The organism is Enterobacter sp. 04-C-12-SI-ECC (assembly GCF_047530715.1).
GTDB lineage: Bacteria > Pseudomonadota > Gammaproteobacteria > Enterobacterales > Enterobacteriaceae > Enterobacter > Enterobacter bugandensis.
On the sequence record NZ_JBLKDI010000012.1, the window covers coordinates 26,497 to 39,247 of the forward strand.

Genomic DNA, 12,751 nt, shown 5'->3' on the forward strand with positions numbered 1-12,751 from the left:
CCGCCTGATGCGGCCTTACTTCTTTCTTTTCCCGATGCTGTTAGTGCGTCGCTTCACCGATCAGCGCGCCCGTGCCGGCACCCACGGCCGCGCCTTTCAGCACGCTATTGCCCGTCACCGCAGCCGCGCCCGCGCCAACGACGGCCCCCACGGCACCGCCCTTACGTGCGTCTTTGCCTTTTTCGCCGTTTTTGAACATTGCACCCGTGCCTGCGCCAACCACGGCACCGCCCACGGTTGATTTCAGATCTTTGCCCGTGGCTGCGCCAATAGCAGCACCTGCTACCGCGCCGGCGGCGGTTTTGTCGATGGCCATTCCCGAGGTGGAAAAAATGAGGGCGCTGATAACCAGCGTTGTTTTAATAAGTTTCATAACAGATCCTTTGTGACTGCTGTCAGTTGATACGGCGTTTCTCATTCTGAGGTGAGAAAAACGTCCAGATAGTGCCAGCAATAGCCACTCAACCTTTAGGCTAATCATGCCCTGGGCAAGGATCGCGGCTGCCGGGCGGGGAGCCGCCCGGCGGAACGTTACGCCTGACGCTTGTCTTCCGTATTGGTATCGAAGTCGCTCGCCGCGTGGCGTTCGTGGAGCTGCTCGTTCAGCTCGCCGCTGGTGCGGTTAACGATGCGACCGCGCTTAACCGCATGGCGGTTCGCCACGTCCTTCGCCCAGCGCTGGACGTTGGTGTACTTCTCCGCGTCCAGAAACTCGGCGGCGTTATAGACGCTGCCCAGCGCCACGCAGCCGAACCATGGCCAAATCGCCATATCCGCGATGGTGTACTCCTCACCTGCCACGTAGCGACCGCGCGCCAGCTGTTTATCCAGCACGTCGAACAGGCGCTTAGCTTCCATGGTGAAGCGGTCAATCGCGTACTCGATTTTTACCGGCGCATAGTTGTAGAAGTGGCCAAAGCCGCCGCCGAGGAACGGTGCCGCGCCCTGGAGCCAAAACAGCCAGTTCAGCGTCTCGGTGCGTCCCGCCGGATCTTTCGGCAGGAAGTGGCCGAATTTCTCCGCCAGATAGAGCAGGATATTGCCGGATTCAAATACGCGCGTTGGCGGGTTCGTGGAGTGGTCACGCAGCGCCGGTATTTTCGAGTTCGGGTTCACGTCTACAAACCCGCTGGAGAACTGGTCGCCCTCGCCGATGCGGATCAACCACGCATCGTATTCCGCGCCCGTCACGCCCAGCGCCAGCAGCTCTTCGAGCATGATCGTCACCTTCTGGCCGTTCGGTGTGCCCAGCGAGTAGAGCTGCAGCGGGTGAGAGCCGACAGGAAGATCTTTCTCATGCGTTGCGCCGGAAATTGGACGGTTGATGTTGGCGAACGCGCCGCCGCCGTTCTTTTTCCATTCCCACACTTTGGGTGGCTGATACGTGTTGTCTGACATGTTGGCCTGCCTTTTTAGTGATGTGTTGAGGCAGTGTAGCAGGAGATTTGTGAAGCGTTTAACGTTGTGAGCGCAAGCAATTAACCGCTATTCCTTCTGCTGCTTATATATATCAAATCCGGCATAAGCTTAATCGAAAATCGCATTTTCATAATTAATGCGTAAACCGCTAAAGCTGAATATGATGCTTCAACATAAATAAAAGATGCAGTAATAAACACTTTATAAGGCAAGGAGTTAGTGAGATGCGCAAGCTTCTGTTATCGGCAGTGGTCGTTTCGCTCGCGTTAGGCCTGGCGGGCTGTGATGATGCGAAAAATAAAGAGACAAATTCGGCCGCGGCGGCAAAAAGCGACGCGCCAAAAGAGGGCGGTTCGCTCATTATCGGGATTACCTCCGGCGACCCGTTAGCTGTTAATCCGCTCTACGCCAGCGACCGCACAACATTAACCATCATGCAGGCGCTTTATGCCCCGCTGTACAGCTTTAATAACGGCAACATTGAGTGGGGCCTGGCGGAAAGCCTGACGCCTTCTGCCGACAACCTGAGCTATACCCTGACGCTAAAACCCAACCTAAAATGGCAGGACGGCCAGCCGCTGACGGCGGACGACGTGGTCTTCACCTTCAATAAGCTGCTGGATGCCAAACAGCACAGCTTCTTCCGCAGCATGTTTACCTACGGCGGCAAGCCTGTTGAAGTGAGCAAGGTTGATGAGCGCACCGTTAAGTTCACCTTACCGCAGGTCAGCGCGGCCTTTACCGGCACCCTGGTGCAGATCTACCCGATCCCGCAGCACGTGTTCGCCGGTGAAGGCGACCTGGAAAAGAGCACCAAAAACGATGCGCCGGTCGGTTCCGGGCCGTTCAAATTTAAAGAGTATCGCGCCGGTCAGTATTACGCCCTTACGCGCTTCGACGATTACTGGAACGGCAAACCGAAGCTCGATTCCGTCACCTACCGTTTCGCCAAAGACAGCAACGCCGCCAACCTGGCGCTGCAAAACGGTGAAATCAACCTCAAGATGGTTGACCCGCAGGATGTGAACCGCCTGAAAAATACCGGGAAATTTGACTTCGTGGTCTATCCGGAAGGCCGTCTGGCCTATATGACGTTCAACCAGAACGTGGCGGTGATGAAGAGCAAAGCGCTGCGTCAGGCCATCGCGTACGCCATCAACAAAGACGAGCTAACCCAGACCGCGTTTACCTCGCTGGACTACGCTAAACCGGCAACCTCGTTCCTGACGCCAGATACGCTTTACAAGACGGATGACGTTGAACAGTACAAATTCGATCTGCAAAAAGCCAAAGACCTGCTGAAGACGTCCGGCGCGCCGGATAATCTCAAGCTACGCCTGGCGTATGTGAACACCAACAAAACCCAGGAGAGCATGGCGCTCTACATTCAGCAGGCGCTGAAGGGCATTGGGGTGAACGTTGAGCTGATGCCGCTGGACTCCAACGCCATGTCTCAGCGCAGTCTTGATATGAACAACACCGCGTGGGAACTGAACCTGGGCGGCTACATTATGGGAGCAGAGCCGGACGGTTACAAATCGCTATTCATGAGCAACGAAGCCTATAACTACGCGCACTACAAAAATCCGCAGTTTGATGCCCTGTGGGATAAAGGTGCCGTGGAAACCGACGCCGCGAAACGTGCCGATATCTACAAGCAAATTCAGCAGACCGTGGCGAACGAGATGACCTACTACCCGATCGCCTACACCAATGCGACCGTCGCCGTGGATAAACGCTTCGGCGGCACGAAGGAAGCGGAGCCGAAGCCGGTTTATCTGTTCCAGGATCTGTCAAAAATTTATCAAAAATAGGCTGTTGCCCCGGTCGTAAGATCGGGGCCTTTTAAGGGCACGTCGTGAACACACTCCTCACGCGTCGGCTGCTGCAGCTGCTGCCGATGCTTTTCTTTATTTCGCTGGTGGCGTTTTTGCTGGTCAAGCTCGCGCCCGGCGACCCCGTGGCCGCGTACATCACGCCGCGTATGGCGCCGGAAGATATTGAGCGAATTCGCCAGAGCCTGGGGCTGGATAAGCCGCTGGTCACGCAGTACGTCTTGTGGCTGAAAAGCGTCCTGCAGGGCGATCTCGGCTATTCGTTGATTTACCACCGCCCGGTGCTGGAGATGATCGGCGAACGCATTCCGGCCACGCTGGGGCTGATGGGGGCGTCGCTGCTGATGGCTATCGTGCTGGCGATCCCGCTGGGGCTGCTGGCGGGGGCATTTAAGCACCGCTGGCTGGATCACCTGTTGAACCTGTTTGCCTATATCGGCATCTCGGTACCGATTTTCTGGTTCGGCATTTTGCTCATCACCGTTTTTGCCGTGCAGCTTAACTGGTTCCCCAGCATGGGGATGCGCACCATCGGCATGGAGGATAACGGGCTGGATCTGCTGCGCCACGGCGTGCTGCCGTGTATTGCGCTCACGTTCTATAACCTCTCCAGCTACGTGCGCTACATCCGCTCTAACACCATCTCGCAGCTCTCCGCCGACTACGTGCAGACCCAGCTTGCCTACGGCGCCACGCGTTCCAGCATTCTGTTCCGCCACGTGCTGAAAAACGTGCTGCTGCCGGTGATTACCCTGTTCGGATTGTCGTTCGGTGAGCTGATTGTGGGGGCCTATGTGACGGAAAGCGTTTTCTCGTGGCCGGGGATGGGGCTGCTCGGGATCCAGTCGATCGCCTCGCTGGACTACCCGCTGATCATGGCGATCATCATGCTTTCGTCGATGATGCTGATCGTCGGCAACCTGATCGCCGATCTGCTTTATCGTTTCGCCGATCCCCGCATTCGTACGCTGAGGTAACCCGGATGAGCAGACGCTGGCAGCAGGTTCGTCACCAGCTGCGCCGCAACCGTCCGGCGCAGTTCTCCCTGTTTGTGCTTTTTATTTTCGTTGTCGCCGCGCTCTGTGCGGGGTTAAGTCCGTACGATCCGGATCGGATGGCGCTCGGCGCGCGCACGTTGCCGCCGGATGCCGCGCACTGGTTCGGCACCGACGAGTACGGGCGCGACTACTTTACCCGCGCGCTGTACGGCGGCCAGATCTCCCTGATGGTCGGTTTTCTCGCCATGCTCTTTTCCACGCTTATCGGCACGGTGGTAGGAACGGTGAGCGGCTATTTTGGCGGCTGGCTGGATAACCTGATGATGCGCGCCGTGGATATCCTGATGGCCATACCGGCCTTCTTCCTGCTGCTGGTGGTGAATGCTTACCTCAAGCCGGGCGTGGATAACATCATTCTCATCATCAGCCTGCTGACGTGGATGAACATGTCGCGACTGGTGCGCGCTGAAACCCTATCGGTGAAAGAGCGCGAGTACGTGCTTTATGCCCGCGCGTCGGGAGCGCATCCGCTGCGTATTATCGTGCGCCACATCATTCCCGGCGTGCTGCCGACCATTATCGTGGCCGCCACGCTGAATATCGCCTCGGCCATTCTGATGGAGTCGACGCTTAGCTTCTTAGGGCTGGGCGTGCAGGCACCGGCGGCGTCGTGGGGAAGCATGCTTAACAACGCCCAGTCTTATATTGGCGAAGCGTCGTGGCTGGCGATGTTCCCCGGCATTCTGATCCTGCTGACGGTGTTCAGCTTTAACGTGCTGGGCGATGTGTTCCGTACCGCCTTTGAGCCGGGAGCAAATCGCGATGAGTAACTTATTAGCGCTTGAGAACCTGCAAACCACGTTCCGCACCCGCGAGGGCGAGGTTCAGGCGGTGCGTGGCGTGAGCTTTCAGGTGCAGCCGGGGGAACTCGTCGGTATTGTCGGCGAGTCGGGCTGCGGGAAAAGCGTCACCTGTAAGTCGATTATCCAGCTTCTGGGGAGCAACGGACGGATAACCGGCGGCAGCATTCGCTTCCAGAATGAGGACCTGGCGCAGAAAACGCCCGCGCAGATGCGCGCCATTCGCGGCAACGAGATCGCGATGATTTTTCAGGATCCGATGACCGCCCTGAACCCGGTGCTCACTATCGGCAAGCAGATGTCTGAGATCCTGGTGCGAAATAAAAAACTGTCGAAAAAAGCGGCCAAAGCGGCAGCAATAGCCATGCTGGATCAGGTGGGCATTGCTGAAGCGGAACGCCGATACGACCAGTATCCCCACGAGTTCAGCGGTGGAATGCGCCAGCGCGTGATGATCGCTATTGCGCTCTCCTGCAATCCGAAGCTTCTTATTGCCGATGAGCCGACCACCGCGCTGGACGTGACCATTCAGGCGCAGATCCTGCGCCTGCTGAAAAGTCTGCAACAGCAGACCCGGACCGCGATTCTGCTGATCACCCACGATCTCGGCGTGGTGGCGCAGGTCTGCAGCCGCGTGGTGGTGATGTACGGCGGGCTGGTGATGGAGGAGGGGAGCGTGGAGGACATTTTTTATCGCCCTGCGCATCCTTACACCCAGGGTCTGCTGGCCTCGCTGCCGCGCCCGGATGAGGTGAATCAACGTTTATCGCCCATTGAAGGTTCGCCGCCCGGCCTGCTTAACCCGCCGCCGGGCTGTCCATTTGCGGAACGCTGCCCGAAGCGCATGCCCCAGTGTGAACGGCAACCCGTATTTTACACCGCCGGAGAGGGCCATCGCGCCGCCTGCTGGCTATGGGCCGAGGAGATTCAGGCATGAGTGAACAACAGGCGCCATTAGTGAGCGTGCGCGATCTGCGCAAGCACTATCCGCTCAACGGCGGTTTGCTGCGTAAAGGCGTGGCCGTGAAGGCGGTTGATGGCGTGAGCTTTGATATCCAGCCCGGCGAGACGTTTGGCCTGGTGGGGGAGTCCGGCTGCGGAAAATCCACCCTCGGGCGCGCCATACTGCGCCTTTTCGATATCACCGCGGGCGAGATCCACTTTGCCGGACAGGCAATCGCCCACGCCCGCGAAAGAGAGCTCAAGCCGCTGCGTAAGCGGATGCAGGCAATTTTTCAGGATCCTTACTCCTCGCTCAACCCCGGTATGACGGTGCGACAGCTGGTGGCCGAACCGATGCAGATCCACGGCTACAGCCGCGAAGAACAGCGAGAACGTACGGAAACGCTGCTCTACAAAGTGGGATTGAAGCACGAACACCTTGAGCGGTTTCCGCATGAGTTCAGCGGCGGGCAGCGTCAGCGCATCAGTATTGCCCGCGCGTTGTCCGTGCATCCTGAATTTGTGCTGTGCGATGAGCCGCTCTCGGCGCTGGACGTATCGGTGCAGGCGCAGGTGGTGAATATTTTGCAGGACCTGCAGCAGGAGTTGGGTCTAACCTATCTGTTTATCGCCCACGATCTCTCGATGGTGCGCCATATCTCCAGCCGCATTGGGGTGATGTATCTCGGCAAACTGGTAGAGGTGGCCCCGGCGAATGAACTGTATCAGCGCCCGGCACACCCTTACACCCGCGCGCTGCTGGCGGCGGTTCCCCAGCCCGATCCGCGCATCCGCAATCTCGAAGACGCCACCCTGCGCGGCGACATTCCAGGCCCCACGTCCGCGCTGCCGGGCTGTAAGTTCTGCAGCCGCTGCCCGCACGCCATGCCGGTTTGCCAGACGCAGGAGCCTGCGATGCAGGAGATTGCGCCAGGGCATTTCGCGGCATGCTGGCTGTTTTAAATGTTATTCACGCGTCGCGCAGGTGTATGATAAACGCTCCTCTGTCAGGTTAATTACAACGTGCAGACGACGACAACCCATAAAAAATTGCCGCCTGCCTGTTTTAGGTTGGATACATGCGTAAAGGAAAGTTAAGCAGTGATGCGCCATTCGGGACGTTGTTAGGTTATGCGCCGGGTGGCGTGGCGATTTACTCATCGAATTACGGCAGTCTGGATCCGCGAAAATACCCGGAAGACGCGGATTTCCGCAGCTATATCGGCAACGAATACATGGGCCACAAGTGGCAGTGCGTTGAGTTCGCCCGCCGTTTCCTGTTCCTCAACTATGGCTTCGTGTTTACCGATGTCGGCATGGCGTGGGAGATCTTCTCCCTGCGCTTTTTGCGCCAGGTGGTGAACGATAACATTCTGCCCCTTCAGGCTTTTGCCAACGGCTCGAAGCGCGCGCCGCGCGCCGGGGCGCTGCTTATCTGGCAAAAAGGCGGCGAGTTTCATGACACCGGCCACGTGGCGGTGATCACCCAGCTTCTGGACGATAAGGTGCGTATTGCGGAGCAGAACGTTATTCACTCGCCGCTGCCGCTCGGGCAGCAGTGGACGCGCGAGCTGCGCATGACCGTGGAGAATGGCTGCTATACCCTTCATGACACCTTCAGCGATACCGAAATTCTCGGCTGGATGATCCAGACGGACGACACGGAGCACAGCATTACCCAGCCTGAACCGGACGGTGAACTGCTGAAAATCCGCGGCGCGCGGCTGAAAAACACACGTCAGTTCGACGGAAAATGGCTAAACGAAAATGACGCGCTGCAGCAGGCGTATGTCCGCGCCAACGGCCACGTGATCAACAAAGATCCCTGCCAGTACTTCACCATTACCGAAAGTGCCGAGCAGGAGCTGATCAAGGCCACCAACGAACTGCACCTGATGTACCTGCACGCGACGGACAAGGTGCTGAAAGACGACAATCTGCTGGCGCTTTTCGACATCCCGAAAATCCTCTGGCCGCGCCTGCGCCTCTCCTGGCAGTGGCGTCGCCACCATATGATCACCGGTCGTATGGATTTCTGCATGGATGAGCGCGGGATTAAGGTCTACGAGTACAACGCCGACTCCGCCTCCTGCCATACCGAGGGCGGGCTTATCCTTGAGGAGTGGGTGAAAAACGGCTATCGCGGCAACGGGCATAACCCGGCAGAAGGCCTGCTGGAAGAGCTGACCGGCGCATGGAAGCACAGCCACGCGCGGCCGTTCGTTCACATCATGCAGGACAACGATGTCGAAGAGGACTATCACGCGCTCTTTATCCAGCGCTCGCTGATGCAGGCCGGGTTTGAAACCAAAATTCTGCACGGGCTTGGCGCCCTGAGCTGGGATGCTGCCGGGCAGCTGATTGACGACGAGGGTCGCCACGTCAACTGCGTGTGGAAAACCTGGGCGTGGGAGACGGCGATAGAGCAGATCCGCGAGGTAAGCGAAACCGAATACGCCGCAGTGCCGATCCGCACCGGGCATCCTGAGGGCGAAGTGCGCCTGATTGATGTTCTGCTGCGCCCGGAAGTGCTGGTCTTTGAACCGCTGTGGACCGTTATTCCCGGCAACAAGGCGATTCTTCCGGTACTGTGGCAGCTGTTCCCGAACCACCGTTACCTGCTTGACACTGATTTTGAGGTGAACGACCTGCTGAAGCAGACCGGATACGCCGTCAAGCCGATTGCCGGACGCTGCGGCAGCAATATCGATCTCATCAGCGCCCAGGACGAACTGCTGGATAAATCCAGCGGCAAGTTTGTTGACCGCAAAAATATCTACCAGCAGCTCTGGTGCCTGCCAAACGTCGACGGCAAGTACATACAGGTCTGTACCTTTACCGTGGGCGGAAATTACGGCGGTACCTGCCTGCGCGGTGATGACTCGCTGGTGGTGAAAAAAGAGAGCGATATCGAGCCGCTGATTGTACTGAAGGATAAGTAACGTGCATCTGCGCTAAAAAAGCCCCCGCAGGGTATTCTCTGTGGGGGCTTTTTGTTACTGCGCTTCCTCGTCCTGCTGCGCGCTGGTTTTCAATTCGATGATGCGTCCAATCTGGTCATGATAAACCGTCAGCAGGTTGTGCTGGCTCATCTCCGAGATGAGCTGCGGTGAGACGTTAAAGCTGCGGGCAAGTTCGTCATGATGCAACAAGCCCGGCTGACGTCGTCTTACGTTCGCGCGGCGGCGGTTGTACTGATACCACAAAATCAGCAGCCAGCCGTTGAGCGCGGCGAACAGCAAATAGATCAACACCGTATTAAAGGAGGCAATAATCACGCTCCACCGGTGGTCGCTCTCCTCGGTTAACTGCATCCACAGCCTGGCATACAGGAAGAACAGAAACCCGCCCCACGCCACCACGGTTAACGCGGCATCAAAAAGTCGTGGCAGCAACCTATGTTCAGTCAAAATTAAGGTATTTTCATTCATTGAAGGCTTCCTTTTCCCCTGTCCGGACTGATCCAGCGCGCGCGGGCGCGCTGACGTTTAAGCATGACTTTTGGAAATGCGACGAGGGTGGTGAACAAACCAATCATCCAGTAGACCATCGGGAACCAAATCACCCAGAAAAGCGAGCTTGCCACCTTGCGCTCATAGCGCCGCTCGATGTACAAGCTGACCAGGAACTGCAGCAGGCACATCACGCCCAGCAGCAGCCCGGTAAACGCCGGGGGAAACAGGGTTTCAACAGTCAGCCTGGCGGGAATGGGCGCGACGTGGCTGATGATGTACAGCAGCACCGTTATCGCATACGCGAAGGCCCACAGCGTTGACAGCGCGTACTCCAGAAACAGGGGCCACATGCGGTGATGCTCCCAGCGCACCATCTTGCGCAGGTTCACCAGAAATACCTCCGCGCCGCCCTGTGCCCAGCGCAGACGCTGTTTCCACAGGCCCTTCAGCGTCTCCGGCATCAGGATCCAGCACAGCGCCCGCGGCTCGAAAAAGATATCCCAGTGGCGCAGCTGGAGCTTCCAGCTGATGTCGATGTCTTCGGTGATCATGTCCGGGCTCCAGTACCCGACGTCCGCCAGCGCCTGTCGGCGAAAGGCGGCGATGACGCCGGAGACGGTAAAGACCCGACCATAGATCCGCTGCGTCCGCTTGATGAGCCCAATGATGGACGAAAACTCGCCAACCTGAATGCGGCCAATCAGCGTGGAGCGCGTGCGAATGCGCGGGTTCCCGGTAACCGCCCCGACGTGGGGATACTGAATCAGCGGCGCGACCAGATAGGCCGCGGTGTCGCGGTCGAGCAGGGCGTCGCCGTCAATGCAGACCAGCAGATCGCCCCGGGCCGCCGCCGCCCCGGCTTTGAGCGCCACCGCTTTTCCCTGGTTCTCCGCGAGGTTAATCACTCGCAGGCGCGGCTGCTCCAGCGCCAGCTGCTGCAGCACCTGCGCGGTGTTATCAGACGAGCCGTCGTTGATGGCGATCACTTCAATATTCTCGTATCGCTGAGCCAGCGCGGCGCTGATGGTCTCTCTGGCGTTTCTTTCCTCATTGAAGCAGGGGATCAGAATTGAGATGAGCGGCTCGCCGGCGAGCGTCGGGGCGGGCGTGTCTTTATCCCACGACCATCGGCGTTCAAGCTGAAACCAGAAATAGAGGCCGCCGGTGACCCAGAGCACGGACATAAACAGCGGCCAGAAGAAGACAAAATCCAGAATCAGCTCGCCGGTAAAGAGGGCGGCCACCCCTAACGGCAGCCCGAATACCAGACACAAAATTGAAAAGGCGATTATGCGATCAGTCATTGTCAGGGTACCAGTAGGAAGAAAAGACGGGCCTGATGCGCGAGATATCAGGCTGGTTATTGATGAAATCGTCAGGGTAGTAGCCGTAGTTTTTGATGCCGTTCAGCTGGAGGACGCGCATCCACGCCGCAAGCTGACTGTCGGAGACGGCGCGCTGCGGCTTCTGCTCCCAGTCTCTGGCCTGCAGCTCGAAAATGGTTTTATCCAGCGCGCCGGGCCGCGCGGCGACGGCCTTGATCAAACGCGTCAGCCAGGCATTGCTCTCGTTCGCCGGAACGGACTCCATCAGCGGCATTGCCATGGGCACCGTCCAGTCATAGGCCGCCAGAAAATCATCGAGATTCTGCGCAAACCACGCTTCGCTTTCGGGCTGCAGAATGGGAAGGACGAACATATTGCGCGCGGTTTTTATCTGCGGGCCGCGGATGTACTTCACCGCCTGGCTCAGAGCGCGGGTAAATCCGATAAGCCTCCGGCTTTTCTGGCGCGTCGTGTCCTGCCCGGCAGCGTCAACGTCCGTCAGTACCGCATCGTCATGGAACAGGATCCCGTTGAAGCTGGCATGGCGGGCCAGATCTTCATAGATTTCCGTCACCTGCAGGCGAACCTGCGGGTCCCACGGTGAAAGCCTGATGTAGGGCTCATTGGCCTCGCGCAGCTGGCCGGTTCGATCGTCCCGGCGCTGCACGCGCGGCAGGGCAGGATCGAGATCGAACGAGAGCACCGGCATCCACGCGTAGACCTTCACCCCCGCGCGGGTTTGCAGCTGCCAGGATACGAAGTTAAAGAGATCGGCCCGGACCGGAAGCCGGCGGTTGGGGAAATAGAGCGCCCTGATCCTGCCGTCGCCCTGCGGGTCGGCAAACGCCTGCAGGAAGACGTGGCTGATTTTCATGTCGTAGACCCGCTGGATCAGCCTGTTGATGTTTTGGGTCTGCTGAGCCGGATCGGGATCGTAAACGTAGTCGAGATCGACGTGCATCACGCGCACGGGATCGAGCTCCTGAACCCGGCTGACCGAACTGGCAAACGCTTTGAGCGAGGGGTTGCCGGCGATCAGCAAACGGGGAATGCTACCGAGATTGCGCACGTCACCCAGACCGTCCTCCAGAGTAAAGGCCAGCCGGTAGCCCTGCTGCCTGGCGATGGCGAGCGACGTACCGCTGGCGGCACCGTAAGGCCAGACCCAGGCGCGCGGCGCTTTGCCCGTCACCTGCGCGATTTTCTCCGTCACCTTGCGGACGTCATCGCCGATCCGCTGGCTGAGCTGCTGGTCAGTTTCATAGCGCCCCGTCGCTTTATCATAAAAGCGGTTGGCGATGGCCGGTTCGCGGCTGCCCTGCGGGTTGGCGACGATGCCGTAATGCGAGGCCCAGGTATGCGATCCGATCTCAACCAGCGGAGACTGGCTGAGCTCGCGCACCATGTCCCAGGTTGCGAAGCGATCCCGGGGCGTCATCAGGCCGCCAAAGTTCACCTTCTGGTTTGCTGGCGTATCCACCCAACTGCCCACCGGCGCCCAGAGCGCAGGCACGTTCCAGGCCTTAAGCAGCGGCCAGACGCGGGTGTAGAAGCTGCTGTAGCCGTCGTCAAAGCTAAGCAGAACGGCTTTCGGCGGCAGCGATTTTTTGCCGTCATGCGCGTCCAGAATGTCCTGCACGCTGATGGCGTGATAGCCGTTGTGCAGAAGCCAGCTAATCTGCTCGTTTAGCGCGCTGGTGCGCACGGAGAGGTAGCGCTGATCGGCGGCATCGTCTTCGACGTCGTGGTAGGCCAGCACCAGAAACTGGTTCTGCGGCCAGGGTTTGCTCGCCTCCGGCTGCGGCCGCTCGCTGGGCGCAACGAACGAGATCGCCTGCGCCCAGACGCTCGCGCTGAGGCAGAGCCAGCCGATGAGGATCAGGCTCACGGAAAAACGTGTGTTCAGCATATTCATCC

Annotated in this window: 11 protein-coding genes; 6 read left to right on the plus strand and 5 right to left on the minus strand. The window is 58.7% G+C overall.

Translation table 11 applies throughout. The features are described 5' to 3' along the window. Positions 1-40 precede the first annotated feature (40 nt). Positions 41-373, minus strand: coding sequence for a YMGG-like glycine zipper-containing protein (locus ACMWL8_RS15660; protein WP_041908148.1), 333 nt, complete (start codon positions 371-373; stop codon positions 41-43). Positions 374-531: 158 nt separating this feature from the next. Next, entirely contained in the window at positions 532-1,398 is an 867-nt protein-coding gene (yghU, locus tag ACMWL8_RS15665) for a glutathione-dependent disulfide-bond oxidoreductase (RefSeq protein ID WP_028014407.1), read from the minus strand. Positions 1,399-1,643: 245 nt separating this feature from the next. On the opposite strand from yghU, the gene ACMWL8_RS15670 reads away from it, so the two are divergent. The 6 genes from ACMWL8_RS15670 (at position 1,644) to gss (ending at position 8,996) form a co-directional block, all read left to right on the plus strand. Next, the gene (locus ACMWL8_RS15670) at positions 1,644-3,233 is read left to right on the plus strand and encodes an ABC transporter substrate-binding protein (RefSeq protein ID WP_045260792.1); all 1,590 of its coding nucleotides are present in this window, start codon (positions 1,644-1,646) and stop codon (positions 3,231-3,233) included. Between the two features lie 44 nt (positions 3,234-3,277). After that, positions 3,278-4,231 (plus strand): ABC transporter permease, encoded by a 954-nt coding sequence (locus tag ACMWL8_RS15675; protein WP_082071011.1) that lies wholly within the window; start codon positions 3,278-3,280, stop codon positions 4,229-4,231. A 5-nt stretch (positions 4,232-4,236) separates the two neighbouring features. Further along, positions 4,237-5,082: an ABC transporter permease gene (locus ACMWL8_RS15680; protein ID WP_028014404.1), complete on the plus strand. Its 846-nt coding sequence runs from the start codon at positions 4,237-4,239 to the stop codon at positions 5,080-5,082. Beyond that, positions 5,075-6,049 carry an ABC transporter ATP-binding protein gene (locus tag ACMWL8_RS15685; RefSeq protein WP_045260790.1) on the plus strand — a complete coding sequence of 325 codons (975 nt, stop codon included), beginning with the start codon at positions 5,075-5,077 and terminating at the stop codon, positions 6,047-6,049. The genes ACMWL8_RS15680 and ACMWL8_RS15685 overlap by 8 nt, the downstream gene beginning before the upstream one ends. After that, the gene (locus ACMWL8_RS15690) at positions 6,046-7,017 is read left to right on the plus strand and encodes an ABC transporter ATP-binding protein (protein WP_045260789.1); all 972 of its coding nucleotides are present in this window, start codon (positions 6,046-6,048) and stop codon (positions 7,015-7,017) included. Before ACMWL8_RS15685 ends, ACMWL8_RS15690 begins: the two co-directional genes overlap by 4 nt. Before the next feature lie 116 nt (positions 7,018-7,133). Next, a complete protein-coding gene (gene gss / locus ACMWL8_RS15695; RefSeq protein ID WP_045260788.1) occupies positions 7,134-8,996 on the plus strand; it encodes a bifunctional glutathionylspermidine amidase/synthase in 1,863 nt (620 codons plus the stop codon). A gap of 54 nt (positions 8,997-9,050) precedes the next feature. Here gss and pgaD read toward each other — a convergent pair whose 3' ends face one another. From pgaD to pgaB, 3 genes are read right to left on the minus strand one after another with little or no spacing between them, the layout of a single operon-like run. Beyond that, the gene (gene pgaD / locus ACMWL8_RS15700; protein ID WP_045260787.1) at positions 9,051-9,485 is read right to left on the minus strand and encodes a poly-beta-1,6-N-acetyl-D-glucosamine biosynthesis protein PgaD; all 435 of its coding nucleotides are present in this window, start codon (positions 9,483-9,485) and stop codon (positions 9,051-9,053) included. Further along, complete coding sequence (gene pgaC, locus ACMWL8_RS15705; RefSeq protein ID WP_028014399.1) at positions 9,482-10,813, minus strand: poly-beta-1,6-N-acetyl-D-glucosamine synthase; 1,332 nt, start codon at positions 10,811-10,813, stop codon at positions 9,482-9,484. The genes pgaD and pgaC overlap by 4 nt, the downstream gene beginning before the upstream one ends. After that, positions 10,806-12,743 carry a poly-beta-1,6-N-acetyl-D-glucosamine N-deacetylase PgaB gene (gene pgaB, locus ACMWL8_RS15710; protein WP_045260786.1) on the minus strand — a complete coding sequence of 646 codons (1,938 nt, stop codon included), beginning with the start codon at positions 12,741-12,743 and terminating at the stop codon, positions 10,806-10,808. Before pgaB ends, pgaC begins: the two co-directional genes overlap by 8 nt. Positions 12,744-12,751 lie beyond the last annotated feature (8 nt).

Bases quoted from the DNA above. Each gene is read 5' to 3' on its own strand.
- ACMWL8_RS15660 (WP_041908148.1), bottom strand. From the start codon at position 373: ATGAAACTTATTAAAACAACGCTGGTTATCAGCGCCCTCATTTTTTCC.
- yghU (WP_028014407.1), bottom strand. From the start codon at position 1,398: ATGTCAGACAACACGTATCAGCCACCCAAAGTGTGGGAATGGAAAAAG.
- ACMWL8_RS15670 (WP_045260792.1), top strand. From the start codon at position 1,644: ATGCGCAAGCTTCTGTTATCGGCAGTGGTCGTTTCGCTCGCGTTAGGC.
- ACMWL8_RS15680 (WP_028014404.1), top strand. From the start codon at position 4,237: ATGAGCAGACGCTGGCAGCAGGTTCGTCACCAGCTGCGCCGCAACCGT.
- ACMWL8_RS15685 (WP_045260790.1), top strand. From the start codon at position 5,075: ATGAGTAACTTATTAGCGCTTGAGAACCTGCAAACCACGTTCCGCACC.
- ACMWL8_RS15690 (WP_045260789.1), top strand. From the start codon at position 6,046: ATGAGTGAACAACAGGCGCCATTAGTGAGCGTGCGCGATCTGCGCAAG.
- gss (WP_045260788.1), top strand. From the start codon at position 7,134: ATGCGTAAAGGAAAGTTAAGCAGTGATGCGCCATTCGGGACGTTGTTA.
- pgaD (WP_045260787.1), bottom strand. From the start codon at position 9,485: ATGAATGAAAATACCTTAATTTTGACTGAACATAGGTTGCTGCCACGA.
- pgaC (WP_028014399.1), bottom strand. From the start codon at position 10,813: ATGACTGATCGCATAATCGCCTTTTCAATTTTGTGTCTGGTATTCGGG.
- pgaB (WP_045260786.1), bottom strand. From the start codon at position 12,743: ATGCTGAACACACGTTTTTCCGTGAGCCTGATCCTCATCGGCTGGCTC.